14 protein-coding genes are annotated in these 17842 nt (G+C 34.7%); 12 read left to right on the forward strand and 2 right to left on the reverse strand.

Annotated elements, in window-relative coordinates; genetic code table 11:
- Positions 1–65: 65 nt before the first annotated feature.
- Positions 66–1073: a DUF3231 family protein gene (locus RRV45_RS06665; RefSeq protein WP_315668006.1), complete on the reverse strand. Its 1008-nt coding sequence runs from the start codon at positions 1071–1073 to the stop codon at positions 66–68.
- Positions 1074–1250: 177 nt separating this feature from the next.
- Between RRV45_RS06665 and RRV45_RS06670 the strand changes: the two genes are divergently transcribed.
- The 11 genes from RRV45_RS06670 to fabG all read left to right on the forward strand — a co-directional run bounded on the left by RRV45_RS06670 (position 1251) and on the right by fabG (position 14542).
- On the forward strand, positions 1251–2312 hold the full coding sequence (locus RRV45_RS06670) for a DNA cytosine methyltransferase (protein ID WP_315668007.1): 1062 nt from the start codon (positions 1251–1253) through the stop codon (positions 2310–2312).
- A 189-nt stretch (positions 2313–2501) separates the two neighbouring features.
- Positions 2502–4139 carry an McrB family protein gene (locus RRV45_RS06675; RefSeq protein WP_315668008.1) on the forward strand — a complete coding sequence of 546 codons (1638 nt, stop codon included), beginning with the start codon at positions 2502–2504 and terminating at the stop codon, positions 4137–4139.
- A gap of 13 nt (positions 4140–4152) precedes the next feature.
- Positions 4153–5397 carry a 5-methylcytosine restriction system specificity protein McrC gene (locus tag RRV45_RS06680; RefSeq protein WP_315668010.1) on the forward strand — a complete coding sequence of 415 codons (1245 nt, stop codon included), beginning with the start codon at positions 4153–4155 and terminating at the stop codon, positions 5395–5397.
- Between the two features lie 79 nt (positions 5398–5476).
- Positions 5477–5920 carry an SRPBCC domain-containing protein gene (locus RRV45_RS06685; RefSeq protein WP_315668011.1) on the forward strand — a complete coding sequence of 148 codons (444 nt, stop codon included), beginning with the start codon at positions 5477–5479 and terminating at the stop codon, positions 5918–5920.
- A 160-nt stretch (positions 5921–6080) separates the two neighbouring features.
- Positions 6081–6611, forward strand: a complete 531-nt coding sequence (locus RRV45_RS06690; protein WP_315668013.1) for a GNAT family N-acetyltransferase — start codon at positions 6081–6083, stop codon at positions 6609–6611.
- Between the two features lie 463 nt (positions 6612–7074).
- Complete coding sequence (locus RRV45_RS06695; RefSeq protein ID WP_315668014.1) at positions 7075–8253, forward strand: NupC/NupG family nucleoside CNT transporter; 1179 nt, start codon at positions 7075–7077, stop codon at positions 8251–8253.
- 226 nt (positions 8254–8479) lie between these two features.
- Positions 8480–9838: a sigma-54 interaction domain-containing protein gene (locus RRV45_RS06700; protein ID WP_315668015.1), complete on the forward strand. Its 1359-nt coding sequence runs from the start codon at positions 8480–8482 to the stop codon at positions 9836–9838.
- A 207-nt stretch (positions 9839–10045) separates the two neighbouring features.
- Positions 10046–10906: a beta-keto acid cleavage family enzyme gene (locus RRV45_RS06705; protein ID WP_315668016.1), complete on the forward strand. Its 861-nt coding sequence runs from the start codon at positions 10046–10048 to the stop codon at positions 10904–10906.
- A gap of 54 nt (positions 10907–10960) precedes the next feature.
- A complete protein-coding gene (locus tag RRV45_RS06710; protein ID WP_315668017.1) occupies positions 10961–12025 on the forward strand; it encodes a ketopantoate reductase family protein in 1065 nt (354 codons plus the stop codon).
- A 145-nt stretch (positions 12026–12170) separates the two neighbouring features.
- A complete protein-coding gene (locus tag RRV45_RS06715; protein WP_315668018.1) occupies positions 12171–13724 on the forward strand; it encodes a sodium:solute symporter family protein in 1554 nt (517 codons plus the stop codon).
- Positions 13725–13801: 77 nt separating this feature from the next.
- Positions 13802–14542 (forward strand): 3-oxoacyl-ACP reductase FabG, encoded by a 741-nt coding sequence (fabG, locus tag RRV45_RS06720; RefSeq protein WP_315668019.1) that lies wholly within the window; start codon positions 13802–13804, stop codon positions 14540–14542.
- 595 nt (positions 14543–15137) lie between these two features.
- On the opposite strand, the gene RRV45_RS06725 is transcribed toward fabG, so the two are convergent.
- Entirely contained in the window at positions 15138–16553 is a 1416-nt protein-coding gene (locus RRV45_RS06725; protein ID WP_315668020.1) for a LysM peptidoglycan-binding domain-containing protein, read from the reverse strand.
- A 236-nt stretch (positions 16554–16789) separates the two neighbouring features.
- On the opposite strand from RRV45_RS06725, the gene RRV45_RS06730 reads away from it, so the two are divergent.
- Positions 16790–17803, forward strand: a complete 1014-nt coding sequence (locus RRV45_RS06730) for a DUF3231 family protein (RefSeq protein WP_315668021.1) — start codon at positions 16790–16792, stop codon at positions 17801–17803.
- Positions 17804–17842 lie beyond the last annotated feature (39 nt).

The following is a 17842-nucleotide window of genomic DNA, read 5'->3' on the forward strand; positions in this document are numbered from 1 at the left end:
GAATTCTATTTTTCCTTCCTCTAGTACGAAAGCAGCATGTGATTAGAACTGCTAATTAATTCCTGCTATTGTCCCTTTACCAAGCCATCCCGGTCATCTGTCTGTGGAGGTTCTTCCATCCAGCCACGTTTTATCATAATATTGGCTGCGTCTTCAGCATATAGTGAAATTTCTGGGATTAGAGAAGCATATTTTAAACCTAAATCTCTTCTTGGACTTGCTGCCATGGCTATACCGTAATTCCCAATGCCTACCGCAATCATTGCCGACACATGAAACATAATGAGTTTATCAGAAAAAATATTTGTTGTGCAATCAGAAACAGCAGTATCCCAGCCCATTGGAGCAGGCAAGTCCTCATTTGTTAAAAATTTATTAAATATCTCAATGTGTTTTTGGGCAATTCTTTTCCCTCTTGTTAAAAATTGTTTTACATCTTCATTTTTGGATGTTTGTGCAAATCCCATCATTAGAACTTTTCCAATAGCATTCGTTTGTATATTTAAAAACAAATGAGTTACCTCCACAGACGTAAGAGCTCTTTTTTTGCCAAAAAATCCGGCTAAAAATTGCTGATCGTCTACAAAACCTACTTTATCAGGTGTCGATATAGTTGGTGGTCTTATGTAAGTGCCTTGTTTTAACATTAAATCTCTCGTTTTATCTTGCAACACAACGCCTGCATTTAACACCCTTTTATGAAAATTAACTACATCCGCCCGGGTTGCCAATCCTATTGCGGCACTGTTCGATGCCATTGCAATATAGGACATATTTCGTAAATATATTAATACAAAAGTATCTGAAAATAGTCTCGGAGCTTTAGAATTAACATCCTGATCCGTAAATCCCATAGGTATTGGGAACTTTTCCTTTTCAAAGATGTCCCTCATAATTGAAATGTTTTCTTTCGCTGTATTCAATGTCCATTCAATAACAGGGCGTATTTCCTGATCCTCCACCTTTTCAAGAAAATATGTATTCACACAGACTGCTAGTGTGTCATTCAGATATTGGGTCCAGAGGCTAGACATTTCAGCAGCAGTTAATTGAATGTGTGTTTTATCTTCCATTTGAACGACCTCCTGTTTAATATACTAAAAAGTAATATCCCCTAGATTTAGAAAAAAATGATGGAAAATCATTATTCAAAAGGTATATCGACTGCATAGGAACTAGTGTTCGATAAACTATTGTGTTATTGGGGGAACTCTAGTAAAATGAAATAAAGAATAGAAGAGGTGCATAAGATGTTAAAACTTGTCTCCTTATTTAGTGGTTGTGGAGGAATGGATCTAGGCTTTAAACAAGCTGGGTATGACATTGTTTTTGCTAATGATATAGATAATGATGCTGTAGCTACTTATAGAGAAAACATTGGAGAAATCATTCAAAAGGATATTAGAGAGATACATGAAGATGAAATACCAGAGTGTGATATTTTAATAGGGGGATTTCCTTGTCAGCCATTCTCTAGCGCGGGGAACCGAAAGGGAGTTGCTGATGAACGGGGAACTTTGTTTCATGAATGTATTCGAATTATAAAAAAAAGACAACCAAAAATTGTGTTGTTTGAAAATGTAAGAGGAATTCTTTCGATAAAAAATGATGATGGAAGTAAGTTAATTGATGAAATTGAAAGAATTATGGATGAATCTGGATATAATGTTAATTATAAATTACTAAAAGCTAGTGACTACGGAGTACCACAGAATAGGTATCGAGTTATTATTGTAGGAATAAGAAAAGATATAAACAAAAGATTTGTATTTCCAAAACCGTTGAAATCAGATAACCTTACTCTTGGTTCCGTACTAGATAATCTTGACCCTAATTTGCCAAATAATGAACATTGGAAGTTTTCACCTCAGTCTCAGGAGATTATCCCTTATATTAATGAAGGCGGTTCTTGGAAGGATATCCCTTATGACAAACTGCCTGAAAGAATGAAACGAATTAGAGACAATATTAAGAAGTATAAATCCCCTAATTTTTATAGAAGGTATAGCAGAAATGAAATTTGTGGAACCATTACAGCCGCAGCTACCCCTGAAAATTGTGGAATCATTCATCCGACAGAAGATAGAAGATTTACCGTAAGAGAAATAGCTAGAATTCAATCTTTTCCAGATGATTTCGTTTTTAGTGCAAACAATATATCCGGTAAATATAAAGTAATTGGGAATGCAGTTCCACCAAAGCTTTCATATATATTAGCAAATCAAATCCTTGATATTTTAAATGGAAAAATTGAATCTGAAGTTAATGATCTTGGACAAATCAATGCAGATGAATTATTAGGAATTGTTTAAGTCACCTGTCTGGGTGGCTTATTTTTGTCTCATATTGTATGAAACAGGGACTCGTTTACAGTTTTTAAATTAATCAATTTAACATTGTTATAGCAAAGTAAACAATGATCATTTTAGATAATCATCACTTGTTATGAGAAAATAAAATATATAATTCCTATTAAAGAAAATGTATGTAGGAGGAGCAAAATGTCAAAGTTTTATATTTCAAAAGATGATGTGCTTCAGTCAATCGAGTACTTTAAAAATTTAAATATTGATAACGATTCTATGCTGCCAGCATTTTTAATAGCAAAACATCTTGGTATTTCTTTAAGAAGGCCAGTAACATTTTCAAATGTAAGTCCCGAACAAAAAACGGAAATATTAGGGGTTATCTGGCAATTAGGCGGCTTACAGGGGAAAGAGGAAACTAGTAAAAAGAGATCTGTTTTGTTTTCTAACTCCTTTAAAGCCGATGAAATATCTTCAAGTGATTTCTACCAAGCTGGCACTGACTTTACTGGGTTGGTAGGAAGGATTAAAGATACCGTTGAAAAGAAAAATATAAATGTTCAGCTTTTTGTTGATAACAATAAGCTACTGACACTCTCAAGAAAATACAAGGAAATTATCAACGAAAACTATCTTAAAGGGCAAAAAATTTCCTTAAAACATTTTGCTTGTTGGGTCTTTCGTTTCATTGATTTTGACTTCAAAAATGTAAACCCAGATGAGAAGGAATTTACTCGGGTTGTTAGTAAAGCAATCAGAAGTATGTTCAAAATCACGAAAAAAGATTTTCTATGGTTATTTGAAGATGATGTTTTAAGTGATTCCATCACTCCATCTTCAACAATAATCACTGCGTCAGACATTCGAGATGAATTTACATTTAAAACTGGAGCAGAGCCAGAGATTTTTGCTAGCGCAACGGTTGATCCGATTCAAGCCATTTCCGTAGATAAAGAGCAAGTGGAGAAATATATTCAAATGTCTGGAGATAACCCAACTGACGAACAAATTTACCAAACCTTGTTACAGACAAAACAAATCGTCCTTACAGGTGTACCTGGAGTTGGAAAGTCAAGGTTTTTAAACAACTTACGAAAGAAGTTTGACCATACTGAAATGATTCAGTTTCATGCAAACTACTCCTATGAAGAATTTATTGGCGGGGATACCATTGAGTCCTCTTCTGTCATATCAAAAAAGGGAAAATTCTTAAGTTTTGTAGAAAAAGCAAAGAATGATGAAGAACATACCTATTTATTTATTATTGATGAATTAAACCGAGGGAATATTGCACAAATCTTTGGTGAAACCATACTAACTTTAGATCGTGGATATTCCGTTGATTTAGCAAAGGCAATTGATGGAGTTGAAACTTTTTCGATCCCTAACAATATATATATTGCTTGTTCAATGAACACAAGTGATCGAAATATTGCATTTCTTGATTTAGCCATTAGGAGGCGCTTTGCTTTTCTAGAAATGCAGCCGAATTATGAATTGCTTTCATCCGTAGCTGGGTATGGATCTTTTGATTTAGGCGATATTTTAAAAACGATCAACACTAGGATCTTAAATGCATTAGGAAGAGAAGAATTATTACTTGGGCATTCTTATTTTTTATCTGATTCCGTGAAAACGGGTGATAAATTTGTATGGACAGACGAAACCCTTCACCTCCAATTTAACTTTGTTATACTTCCAACATTGAGAGAATATACATTGTCCAATCGAAATGCCCTAGTTACAATCCTCGGTGAACAACTAGGTGTAGGATTACTTGAGATAGATGAGTTTGTGGAAGCCTTCTCCGAGGAATTTGGAAATGAACTTTAAGGAATGATGTCTTGTGGAAAAAATCACTAATGCGGATGGACAACATTTAATTTACGTATTTCCAGATGAAATAAAATTCTTTACACATTTCCTTGAAAAGAAAGGCATTAAATGGAGTCAGGAGCAAAAAGATTCTTCTATTATTACACTTAGTAAATCACTTACAGGTTATATAAAAACACCACGAAGATTGATCCATATAGAACCAAAATATAAAGAAATCCACTTAGATCATATTTTAAGACTATATAATTATGTATATAGTTATAGCGATGTTCAGGACGATGAATTGTTAGATATCAATGAAAGCACTCAAAGCCAAAATATTGTTAATTCCTTTTTACGGAAATTACGGGAAAATATTTCGATTGGAATTTTACAAGATTATTTTCCGGTAGAAAAACAATCTAAATTTTTCAAAGGGAATGTCGATTACGTATCTACTTATAAAAATATGATGAAATTAAGAAATGATCCTGTCCAAACGAAAGTATACACATTATCGTTGAATGTAGATATCAATCGATTAATAATAGGTGCTCTACAAATTATTTCCCGATCTGGTCAAAACAGTTCGGAAGCTATTGAATTACTTGGTTATTATGATAACGTAAATCCTATTACTGAAAATGCCAGTGAATTTCTAAGCAAAATCCATTTTAATTCGAAAAATATCCGATATAAAAAAGTCGCTTCTGAGGCGGCTATGATTATTGACTCATTATTTTACGATGGAGCAAGAGGAAACGTTGGTGGTGAGAGTTTTCTCATTAACTTTGATTTACTCTTCGAACAATTTATTCGAAAGATTCTTCTGGAAGTAACGGAAGAAAGGAATTTTTCGATTTGGAAAGAACCAAAGTTATTAGGTACGGAATATTTAAATGGATCCATTTTGAGTAGTAATGTATATCAACCGGATATTTTATATAAATTTAATCCAGAAGATGAAGAAAGAGATTATCAACCATCTGCTGAAGCAGTGCTGGATGCGAAAAACAAAGCGTACGGTGTATTCAAAAATGCAGATATCTATCAAATCATGATATATAATCAGCTGCTATATGCAAAAAAAAGTATTTTAGTATATCCATCTTTCTTTTACAAACCAGCAACCACCTTTACAATTGAAAATACTAGGATACCTGTTCCTGACATACATTCCGTATTTATTGATATATCAAGCCCGGATGCTGAATCATTTAAGAGGGCGATAAACATTCTAATTGAGGATATCTATGACATACTCGAAAATTGATTCATTAAATAAGTAAAGTTTCTTAATAAGTTCTGAAATCATTTTTACAAATATCTTAAAAGGGAAGGAAATATGAAAAATGACTAAAAGGTTAATTGTAAAGGATAAAATTAAAATTCAAGCTAGCTCAGAAAAAATTTGGGAGGTACTTATTAATCCGAAATACGTTTCACAGTGGGATGAACTGCCAGAGGATTATCCGCAAGAGGATATGACTTTGGGGAGTGAGGTTGTTTGGGAACTCCCTAATGGAGGGAAGTCTATAACACAAATTATTAAGGCAGAAGAAAACAAAGAATTGATTATAGCCTTAAACGTTACAAATTGGATTGTTAAACCTTCAGTTGGAGAAGTGGCATATCATTATAAAATCGTTAACAATGGAAATCATTCCGTTCTTGAGATTGAGATTGGGGACTTTTCATTGCTGCAGAATGGACAAATGTATTATGATGCATCAGTAGAATTTGCCTCAATGGCAAAAATAAAAATAAAGGATTTAGCAGAAGGCCAAAACTCCTGAATAATTAAGAGCACTGAAATGTACCATCCTTGGCATAGTTTTTACCACTGAATGACAAGAGTGTACGAGAGAATGACATACTATTTACCGCTTTAAATCTTCTGGAATATCGAATGAGTGGATTTAATTATTTAAAGGCAGCCATTCAAGGGGGATAACGATGTATACATATTTAGAGTTTGAAAATAAAATGGCTGATGATTTAGTAGTATTTTTAACATCAGAAACATGGAGTTTTCATGGACAGGAGAATCCTACTGAGGAGTCTATAAGAGAAAATTTAGCCAACGGAAATTATAACAAAAATGGGAACCAAACATTTTGGATCATGGATAATCATACAAAAATTGGTTTAATAAGAATTTTTGATTTAGAAGACCCCATATGTTTATTCGATTTGCGATTAAAAGAAAAGGTTAGAGGGAAAGGAATAGGAAACCATGTCCTTAATTGGTTATGTACTTATGTATTCAATAATTACACTCATATTATTAGAATCGAAGGTCATACCAGATATGATAATTTTGCGATGAGAAAAACGTTCTTTAATAGCGGATTTGTAAAAGAATCTTATAACCGTAGATCCTGGAGACAAAGCGGACAATTATTTGATTCTGTTGGATATGCAATGATAAGAGAAGACTGGGAGAACAATACTAAAACAATAATAGAGGATAACTTTCCTTACTAACTTAAAGGAAGCATAGATGAAGAAGCCGCTCATGTGGGGAGTTTTTTCCATTGCAAATCGTTCGTAACAGATGTATATTAGTTTAGTTGAAATGGGAATCATCTGGTCACTCACACGTTATAGTACTAATAGTCTACAGTAAGTGTCTATTCTCATATGCTTGTTGACGTAGGAAATTTATCTATATTTATGTTTTTAAATTTGTATATTCCTCCTGGGATGTCATAAATCGAAATCCAAAAGGGACTGATCATATGATCATTGTCCTTTTTGTGTTTTTTGGCGATTTTCTATGTAGCAAGAATAAGCAAGTTTAGTTATGGGGAGGATGAAAATGAATATAAACTGTATGAGTTTGGGCATTTGTATTTTATCTTACTTGAGGAGATAAAGTGCTTAGGAATAGTTTTTTTAAAATCTTAAAGAATAAACTTCTAGAAATAACTACACATCGGAGGATTTAATGAAATACATAATAGCTTTGTTTGGACTGCTTGTTGTTTTGGGACTTGCTTATTTATTAAGTACTAATCGGAAAGATATAAAAATTAAACCAATTATTCTGATGATTGTAATCCAAGTTTTATTAGCGGTGTTATTGTTAAATACAAAATTTGGATTTGTATTAATTAAAGTTTTTTCAGACGTATTTAATACATTATTAGATTATGCGAACAGTGGAATATCATTTGTTTTTGGAGGCCTTGCAAATGAAGGGGAAATGCCTTTTTTCCTAATCGTTCTGCTTCCAATCGTATTTATTTCGGTATTAATTGGTATACTCCAGTATTTAAAAATACTTCCTTTTATTATGAAAGGAATTGGTTTGTTGTTAAGTAAGGTAAATGGTATGGGAAGGTTAGAGTCGTATAATGCCGTTGCATCGGCAATGGTTGGTCAATCCGAAGTATTTATTACGGTTAAAAAGCAACTTGGCCAACTGCCGGCTAATCGCTTATATACATTGTGTGCTTCAGCGATGTCAACCGTTTCAATGTCCATTGTCGGAGCTTATATGACTATGATTGAACCAAAATATGTGGTTACGGCATTGGCACTCAACTTATTTGGAGGATTTATTATTGCATCCGTAATTAATCCGTATACTGTGAAATCCAGCGAAGATATTCTTATTATTCAAGAGGAAAAACAAAGCTTTTTTGAAATGATAGGTGAATATATAATTGATGGGTTTAAAGTAGCGATTATAGTTGCTGCCATGTTAATTGGTTTTGTTGCATTAATTGCAGGAATTAATGGCGTTTTTGATTTAATTTTCGGTATTTCGTTCCAGGAGATCATGGGATATATCTTTGCACCTTTTGCTTTAATTATGGGAGTTCCATTATATGAAGCTGTTCAAGCAGGAGGTATTATGGCGACAAAGCTTGTGACAAATGAATTTGTAGCTATGATGGATTTAGCAAAAATGCAGGATAGCTTTACCCCGCGAACACTTGGAATTATCTCGGTCTTCCTTGTCTCATTTGCAAACTTCTCCTCTATCGGAATCATTTCAGGAGCAGTAAAAAGTTTAAATGAGGAAAAGGGAAATACAGTAGCTCGGTTTGGCTTGAAACTATTGTATGGTGCAACACTAGTTAGTGTTTTATCTGCAATTATTGTAAGTATTGTATTATAAAGTATATTATGACCTCCGACTTTTGAAAGGAAGGGTATAGAATTATTATGAGAAAAACGTTTCTTACATTATGTAAGGAGCGTTTTTTCAATCTACCCTTAATAAACATGAATAAAAATTAAATTGGAATTAATAAACAAAAACTAACGAATAGTTGTTATAGTAGGAATATAGGGAATATAAAGAATATAATTCGTTTGAAGTTTTTAAAGGTGGTCTCAATTCTGTGGGAAAAAATGTACATGAAATTCACTATTATAAAAAAATATGTGATGAGTTATATGATGGAATTTATATTACCGATGGTGAAGGAAAAACTATATATGTGAATAAGGCTTATAGCAGAATAACTGGATTAGCACCAGAGCTGGTCTTAAATAAGTATGTGAGTGAACTTATGAAAGCAGGATTATTTAAAAATGCAATTACACCTGATATTCTAAAAACTAAAAAACCAATTAATGCAATGGCTGAAATTCGCACCGGAGTAAAGGTGTTAATTTCCGGATCCCCTATTTTAAATAATGAAGGAAACGTAGAAAAAGTAGTTGTTATTAATAGAGATATGTCGGATTTATTGGAAATGCAAGATAAGCTGAATGCTTCACAGAACGAGATCGAACATCTAAGAAATTTACAAATATCTAAGAGCTTCATAGGAACTAGTGAGGAAATTCAACCTGTAATTCAAATGATTCATCAGGTAGCAAATTTAGATGTAACGGTACTTATAACAGGTGAAACTGGAGTTGGGAAGGAAGTAGTAGGGAATGAAATTTATTCGAATAGTAATAGAAAAGGAAAACCTTTTATAAAAGTTAATTGTGCAGCAATTCCTGCCAGTCTTTTAGAAGCCGAATTGTTTGGATATGAAGCTGGGGCATTTACAGGAGCATCAAGTAGAGGAAAAGTTGGAATGTTTGAATTAGCCGACAAAGGGACGCTGCTTTTAGATGAAATTGGGGAAATGCCACTTGAATTACAATCAAAACTTCTCAGAATAATCCAAGAAAAGGAGGTTACGAGGGTAGGAGGTACAAAATCGATTAAATTTGACGTTCGAATTATTGCATCAACTAATTGTGACTTATCTCTCCTAGTAAAACAGGGAAAGTTTAGGGAAGATTTATTTTATAGATTAAATGTATTTCCTATTCATATACCCTCTCTAAGAGATCGGATTGGAGATATTGAAGTTCTAACAAAACATTTTTTGTACCATTACAATACTAAGTATGGAAAAAAAGTGAGTCTTGATGATGAGGTTTATGATGTGTTTCAAACGTATAAATGGCCAGGAAATATTAGAGAATTGCAAAATGTTATAGAGCGAATGGTTATTATCTCAGAAAAATACAAAAGTATTGATGTTGGTTTAGCAAAAAAAATCTTGAATATCGAATTTGAAGGAACATCAAATACAGAGATTAGCTTAAAAGAAATTTTGGAAAAAGTAGAGAGGCAGACAATTCAAAGTGCATTAAAAAAGTATGGAAGTACAAGAAAAATAGCTGCTGCCTTAAAAATCAGCCAATCATCTGTCGTAAAAAAAGCAAAAAAGCTAGGCATTCCATTAGGTGAGTAAAAGAGGAATCGATTCGATTCTTTTTTTACTCATTAAAAAACGATTATAATGTAAAATACTCAGATTAGTCATAAAATCTGAGTATTTTTTTCATCACTTTGCTATCTTGATTAAGATAAACCCCGTTGTATTCCCGATTTAACAGTTGGCACAAAAATTGCATTAAAAAACAACTGAATATAAATCAATAGAATGTGAGGGAAAACAATGGAAAAGTTAATCATTACTGTAGCTCCAACAGGGGCTCAAACGACAAGAGAGCATACTCCCTACGTACCATTATCACCAAAAGAAATTGCCGATTCAGTTTATGAATCCTGGAAAGAGGGTGCAGCTATAGCACATATCCATGTTAGGGATAAGAAAGGAAATAATACTTTGGATTTAAACACTTATAAAGAAGTGATTGATCGCGTTCAGGATAAATGCGATATTATACTAAATTTAACAACTGCTGGAGGCTTAGGGAATGATGATGAAACAAGATTAAAAGTTTGTGAATTAAATCCCGAAATGGCAACATTTGATGCTGGAACGATGAATTTTGGTCAAGATGTATTTCATAATACACCTTTATTTTTGGAGAGATTGGCAGAGGTTACAATAGAACGCCAAATAAAGCCGGAAATAGAGATCTTTGATGTTGGAATGATCCACAATGCTTTAAGAATTGCAAAAAAAGGACTATTAGAAGAACCATTTCATTTTCAATTTGTTTTAGGTGTGCAAGGCGGGATGCCTGCAACTCCAAAGAACTTAATGTTCTTAATCGATAGTATCCCGGAAGGTTCAACTTGGTCGGCAATAGGAGCAAGTAAAGAGCAGTTAACTATTAACACAATGAGTATTTTGTTAGGCGGTCATGTACGAGTAGGGATGGAAGATAGCGTATATTTCCGAAAAGGAGAACTTGCCACTGCAAACACTCAATTTGTGAAGAGAATTGTTGAACTATCGAACACTTTAGGAAGAGAGGTTGCAACACCAGATGAAGCTAGAGAAATATTAGGGATAAATAAGTTGAAAAGAGCTAATCTATTGACAACAATAGAAGGTTTTCAGGTTTAATATTTATATTAGGTTTTTTAGAAAAATAAAAACAAGAAATAGGTGATTTAGTATATGAATATCGCAATAATGGGCGCCGGCTCTCTAGGTACCATCATAGGAGCATTAATGACAGAAGGTGGTGAAAAAGTAGATTTAATAGATATTAATATAAATCATGTAAACATGCTGAATCAATTGGGTGCTACACTATCTGGATTCATTAATAAAACCATCAGTGTAAACGCTTTAACACCAAATAATATAAATAAGACATATGATCTAGTATTTTTACTAACAAAGCAGGTGTATAACTATGAATCATTAAAACAATTACTCCCTTACCTTCATGAAAATAGTATTGTTTGTACTCTGCAGAATGGTATTCCTGAAGATTATGTATCCTCAATTGTAGGAGCTGAAAGGACGGTAGGCGGGGTAGTCGGATTTGGGGCAACATGGAAAGGCCCTGGTGAATCTGAATTAACTACAGAGTGGGAAACGGTAAGAAAATATGCTTTTGATATAGGAGAATTGACTGGGGAGGTTACCCCAAGGCTCTCAATAATAAAATCAGTTTTAGAACATATTGGCTATTGCGAAATCTCCACAAATATTCTTGGTATGAAATGGTCTAAGCTGCTCATGAATGCAACTTTTAGTGGAATGTCTGCAGCACTGGGCTGTACTTTTGGAGAAGTGTTAGATAATAAAATTGCCATGACAAGTTTAGCTTTTATTGCTGACGAAACGATAAAAGTAGCTCATGCACAAGGTATTCAATTAGCTAAAATGCAAGGAAAGGATATGGAATTTTTAGAACTGAAAGATGGTCAAAAGGTTGAGGAGAAGATGGATTTTTACCATGAAGTTTGGTCCCCCCATAGGAATTTAAAAGCAAGCATGCTGCAAGATTTAGATAGAAAAGTAAAGACGGAAATTAATTATATTAATGGCTACGTTTCTGATAAAGGAAAAGCCTTTAGCATCTTGACTCCTTTCAACGATTTAGTTGTAAAGCTCGTATCTGAGGCTGAAGATAAAAAGGTGACTCCTGTATTTTCCGAAAATTTATACTCGTTTGAATTGTTTAATGCTAAATATCAAAATAAAACAACAAAACTTGTAAAGGAGCGGTAACCAAATGGCTGTTGCACTTTCTATATGGGGTCTAACTATTGCGTTTTCATTAATAATTGGAACGATACTTTGTTATAAAGTTGAAAAATCGAAAGTCAAGCGGTGGGGAAGTTCAGGAAAATTATATAAATAGGAGGGATAAGCCATGTGGTATATTGCAGTCTTTGCATTTTATTTACTATTTATTGTGTGGACATGTTTGAAAAGTTTGAAGAATGTAGAATCTATGTCAGATTTTACAACTGGCGGACATAGAATGGGTTTATTTATTGGAGTTGGAACAACAGTTGCGACTTGGGTAAGTGTTGCTTCTGTAATGGGCGTTCCCGGTTATTTATATAGCTCTGGTGTAGCAGCTATTATTGGATGGGTAGCAGGATGGTTTTTCGGTACAGCTTTAATCCCAATCGTAGCCTATAAGGTTAGAAGACCAGAAACTCCTGCTAAAACATTTCCTGAATTTATTCATCTAAGATATGAGCCCTTAAAGAAAAACAGCCATTTGCGTACACTTGTCGCTGCTCTAATGCTTGTTGGATATTTTATTTTCACACATCTGCAAGTAGTTGGATTCGGTATTGTCTTTTCTACAATTACGGGTGTGAAATATGAAATTGCCATTTTTGCATTTTTAGCCTTTCTACTTTTTACAAGTATAGGAGGTTTCTGGTCGGTTGCAGTCACGGATACAGTTAATACCATCTTAATCGTCTTAGGAGTTATTTTAGGAGCAGTAGCCGTTCTAATAGCTACAGGAGGATTTGCAAATATTTATAACACACTTGCAACGACCACTGCTCCAACTATTGTGGGAGGAGAAAATTTATCCAAAGGGGTTTTACTTTCACCAGTAGGGACTTTCGGTTTGGGTGCTCTTTTCTCGATTTTCATATCTAACTCACTTGGTGCTGCGGTGTCACCTCACTGGGTTGCAAGAATGCTGGCACCTAAAAGTATAAAAGTAGCCATACTTCAAATGATGATTTCAGTTGGATTATTAATTGCTATTTTTGTTCCGCTAATTATTATTGGACTTGGTGCAAAAGCATTAATCCCTAGTATGCCAGCGGGACAAACAACAGACTATATAATGCCGTTAGTTATCACTCAATATGCGCATCCTTTAATTGGAGCGCTTACTTTAGTGGCATTATGTGCTGCAGCAGTTTCAACTGCTAACTCTATGCTATTACATTGTGGCACATCGCTTTATTATGATATTTATAAAAATATTTTTACATCCAAAACGTCTGAGGTTACTTCTAAAAAGCACTTAAGATATACAGTAATTGGACTTGGTATCCTTGCAGTATTAAGTGCTATAAAACCACCAGTTTTACTTGCAATGGGATTCACGTATGTATATGGCGGATTTGGTGCAGCCTTCTTTTTTGTCGTATATTTAGGCTTGTATTGGAAACGGATGAACAGTGCTGGAGCTTATGCAAATATTTTAATTGGATCTGGTGTTTATATCATCGCAAAAATATTAGGAGCAACTAATCCATTTATTGTTGCATTAGGGTTTGCTTTCGTTGGAGTTTTAATTGCTGTTTACTTTGGTAAGAAAGCTCCTTTAGAAGCATATGAACCATATTTTGAAAGCGAAATAAGCGATTCTACTAAAAAGGTTATCTCAACAATTCAAGATAATTATTCTAATGATAAAGTTGAAGATATTCCTCCAACCGGGACTTAAAAATTATTTAGGCATTAAAATAAAATTTTTGTTCCTGAAGCAAATACTGAGAATTTCTTTTTGAAAGGAAAAATAATATGAGATTAGCTGGGAAAGTGGCAGTCATAACGGGTGCAGGAAAAGGGATTGGCGTAGCAACGGCTAAAAAATTTGCAGAAGAAGGCGCAAAATTAGTTTTAGCGGATTTAAATGAACAGGATCTCATAAGCAGGACGGAAGAAATTAGAGAAATAGGCGGAGAGGCCATATGGGTTGTAACCGATGTTACGAAACGGAATGAGGTTAACTATTTATTCAAGCAGGCATTATTGCATTATGAGCGAATAGAAATTGTAATTAATAATGCAGGGATTGTCCAGGATTCTCAACTTATTAACATGTCTGAAGAACAGTGGGATCAAGTTATTGATGTGAACTTAAAGGGAGTATTTAATATTGGTCAGTGTGCTGCAAAAATAATGAAAGATCAAAGAGCAGGCGTTATTATTAATGCATCTTCTGTTGTTGGAATCTATGGAAACTTCGGACAAACGAATTATGCAGCAGCCAAATGGGGAGTAAATGGTATGACAAAAACCTGGGCAAAAGAACTAGGGAAATACGGAATTCGTGTAAATGCAATTGCTCCAGGATTTGTGGAAACCGATATGATTAGGAGCCTGCCTCATAAAGTAGTCGAAATGATGAAAGCTAAATCCCCATTAAATAAGATGGCTGAACCCGCTGACATAGCAAATGGCTATACCTTTCTTGCATCAGACGAAGCAGGATTTATTACAGGAGAAATATTGAGTATTGATGGAGGACTTGTTATTTAATTCCAAAATAAATATAAATATGATCGAATGCCCATGAATGTTGTGAAAACAGCCATTATGGGTATTTTTTTTGGAAAAACAACCTAGTTTCATCCTGAGCAAAATGAGAGTAATGTAAATGGCAGTAAAAATGCTAATGAATTTAACACAAAAAAACGCTCAGAGATTTGTAATTCTCTGGGCATCTTTAATGGGGTTTACACTTAAAGCAGAAGAAAAGTGTTACATTAATTGTTCACTTTGAGTGATGATGGATTTTTAGAGGACACAGTAACCTCTATTTACTTAAATACTTATTATTAGCAGTTTAATAGGACACAGAATTCCTTATTTGATAAAAATAAGGGGATAATGAAGGGTTTTTCATCAAATAAAGGAACGACAGTCCGCTAGCTGACCAAAGAGGGGGGATTTTCACAAATAACGGAAACAGAGTCCGCCGTCATCAGAAATCAAAACATGTGGTACGATTTTATCACCTTTTTTACAGATGTGGCTATAAACGATGTCTGTTTGTTAAGAAGGGTGGAATTCTTATTTTCGAACCCTTTTGGATTCATTGGTACAGATTTTATCAAATTAGTTAATATAAAAATCATATCAATTTCCTCGCCCTAAAATTCCATTCCTGCATCAGCCAATTTTGCGGGAATGGACTACCTAAAACCCAGTAGCTGACACCCCTTAGTCCGTAGATTTTCACTGTATCAAATTTAGCCTGTGCACTGCGTGCGTCCTCAAACCAAACCTCGTGCTGCTGCCCGTTTTCATCTGTGTATCGAAAAAACGGAGATTGGTACGTTTGATTGTATTGGATCGCAACTCCGTATTTAGCAGCAAGGCGGATAGCTTCTTGTGGACTGACAGTTTTGGCAAAGGTACCCTGTGCCCATGGGATTTTCCAATCTCTTCCGTAAAGTGGATAACCCATTAGAATTTTATTAGGTGGGATAACAGTGACGGCATAATCTAATACCCGCCGGACTTCATTGATCGGAGCAATAGCCCATGGTCTTCCGCCAGCCCATCCCCACTCATAGGTCATCAATACAATAAAGTCGACTATTTCTCCTTGGGCTTTATAATCGTGTGCTTCATAGAGGAGCCCTTTTTGGTCAGCGCTGATCTTCGGTGCAAGAGCAGTTGAAACAGATAATCCAAGAGGACGCAATCTTGCCACCACACGGCGCAAAAATGCATTATAGTTTTCTCGGTCCTCAGGGTAAACATATTCTAAGTCCAAATTCAAGCCTATATAGCCTTTTTCCCTGATCGTATTAAGAATATTGGTGATTAAGGTTTCCTGAAGAGTTGGATTGCGAAGGATGGCTGCGGCAAGATCAGAATCGAATTTATTTCCTGAGAAGTTAGTGAGGACTAATAATGGCACAACATGTTTTGCACGTGCTGCTTCTAGGACGGCTTCCTCATTCCTTGTTGTAATGGTTCCGTCTTCCTTCATTGCATAAGTAAAGGGAGTAAGGTATGTGAAATATCTTCCTAAATTCAGAACTTCCTGGCGCCCAGATTCCGATGCTTTGGTTGTATAAGCATTAACTTCAATAACTGGCCGCGATCTTTCGGGGATTCTTAGTACAAGGCCTGGATAGATCAGGGAAGGGTTGGAGATCTGGTTCAATTGAGCTATTGCATCTACAGTTGTTCCATAATTTCTTGCAATTAGCCAAAGCGTTTCCCCTTGCTTTACTGTATGGAAAATGACTGGAATGCTTAAAACTTGCCCGATATAAATCACTGAAGGGTCTATAATTTGATTAGCCTCGGTAATTGCCTCAATGGTCGTTCCGTACCGTCTTGCAATCGCCGTAAGAGTATCTCCCGGCTGAACAACGTAGGTTTGATAAGGGGCAGGGATGACCAGTGCTTGACCAAATACTAAAATATTTGGATTATCTAACTGATTGGCTGATGCAATTTGATTCATGTTGACTCCGTATCTCTGCGATATCAGCCACAGGTTTTCACCCTGTTGAACTACATGTATTTGCATAGATAGCCTCCTTTAATCATGTTTCTTTACACTGTATTCTATGAATGTGTATTTATGATTTCTTAAAAAAGGAAAACTGATAAATACAATAAGATACAGCTTGAAGATACAAATGAAGAAGGGTAAAAAAGGTGTTAGCTGGATTCTTGCTAACACCTTTTTGGAGGGATGTTCACTCATATATTTGCTCGTAATGGGAATATTATTCCTTATCAAATTCACAGGAGGTTGCTTATATGGATGATAAAATTGCTAATTATAATGAAACATTAACCTCAACTGAAATAGGTAAACTGTGGGCAACGTATACAGGAAATACTATGGCCAAGTGTGTTATTAGTTATTATCTTAAACACATTGAAGATGAAGATATTAAACAGGTTTTAGAAACGGCTTTAAATTTAAGCGAAACGATCGTAGAAAAGATTAGAGAAATTTTTATCAAAGAAAACTTCCCTATTCCCATCGGATTTACAGAGGAAGATGTGAACTTGGGTGCACCAAGATTATTTTCCGATGAGTTCTACCTACATTATTTGAAATATACATGTAAAGCAGGGATGAGCATTTATTCAATAGCCATTCCTTTAATGATAAGAAAAGATATAAGAGAATTCTTTATTACTACCCTTAATTCCACGATAAAGCTGATCACAGATATCAATGATACTTTAGAGGACAAGGGATTCTTAGTAAAACCACCCTTCATTCCAATTCCCCAAAAGGTTGATTTTGTCAAACGAAAAAAATATCTAAATGGTTTTTTTGGAAATGTTAGGCCGCTGCACGCTCTAGAGATTGCACATATTTATGATAATATTGAAAACAATGTAACAAGTAAGGGGTTATTAATCGGTTTTAGTCAAGTAGCTAAAACCGAAAAAATTCAAGGATTCCTTCTTAGAGGAAAGGAACTCACCAATAAACATATAGAAATTTGTTCACAACAAATACATCAAGAGAATTTACCATCTCCATCATTATTAGATGATTTAGTAAGCACTTCTACCTCTTCACCATTTTCAGAAAAATTGATGCTATGGCATAAAATAGATATGTTTTCCATGAAGATAAGGACATATGCAAACGGAGCGTCTCTTAATGGAAGGCGTGATATTGGGGGAATGTATGCAAAGCTTCTAATGGACGTTGCCTTATATGTAGAGGATGGTGCTCAAATTATGATTGATCAAGGATGGATGGAACAAGCACCTGAAGCCGCTGACCGTGAAAAATTAGCAAAGAAATAGGTATAACTAGACTAACCATCTCTATTAGGAAATGACCAT

Origin of the sequence: Bacillus sp. DTU_2020_1000418_1_SI_GHA_SEK_038 (assembly GCF_032341175.1) — a bacterium.
GTDB lineage: Bacteria > Bacillota > Bacilli > Bacillales > Cytobacillaceae > Cytobacillus.

What these genes read in the sequence shown, in the direction of transcription:
- RRV45_RS06715 (WP_315668018.1), top strand. Translation starts at nt 12,171, where the DNA reads ATGTGGTATATTGCAGTCTTTGCATTTTATTTACTATTTATTGTGTGG.
- RRV45_RS06705 (WP_315668016.1), top strand. Translation starts at nt 10,046, where the DNA reads ATGGAAAAGTTAATCATTACTGTAGCTCCAACAGGGGCTCAAACGACA.
- RRV45_RS06690 (WP_315668013.1), top strand. Translation starts at nt 6,081, where the DNA reads ATGTATACATATTTAGAGTTTGAAAATAAAATGGCTGATGATTTAGTA.
- RRV45_RS06670 (WP_315668007.1), top strand. Translation starts at nt 1,251, where the DNA reads ATGTTAAAACTTGTCTCCTTATTTAGTGGTTGTGGAGGAATGGATCTA.
- fabG (WP_315668019.1), top strand. Translation starts at nt 13,802, where the DNA reads ATGAGATTAGCTGGGAAAGTGGCAGTCATAACGGGTGCAGGAAAAGGG.
- RRV45_RS06695 (WP_315668014.1), top strand. Translation starts at nt 7,075, where the DNA reads ATGAAATACATAATAGCTTTGTTTGGACTGCTTGTTGTTTTGGGACTT.
- RRV45_RS06710 (WP_315668017.1), top strand. Translation starts at nt 10,961, where the DNA reads ATGAATATCGCAATAATGGGCGCCGGCTCTCTAGGTACCATCATAGGA.
- RRV45_RS06725 (WP_315668020.1), bottom strand. Translation starts at nt 16,553, where the DNA reads ATGCAAATACATGTAGTTCAACAGGGTGAAAACCTGTGGCTGATATCG.
- RRV45_RS06675 (WP_315668008.1), top strand. Translation starts at nt 2,502, where the DNA reads ATGTCAAAGTTTTATATTTCAAAAGATGATGTGCTTCAGTCAATCGAG.
- RRV45_RS06730 (WP_315668021.1), top strand. Translation starts at nt 16,790, where the DNA reads ATGGATGATAAAATTGCTAATTATAATGAAACATTAACCTCAACTGAA.
- RRV45_RS06685 (WP_315668011.1), top strand. Translation starts at nt 5,477, where the DNA reads ATGACTAAAAGGTTAATTGTAAAGGATAAAATTAAAATTCAAGCTAGC.
- RRV45_RS06665 (WP_315668006.1), bottom strand. Translation starts at nt 1,073, where the DNA reads ATGGAAGATAAAACACACATTCAATTAACTGCTGCTGAAATGTCTAGC.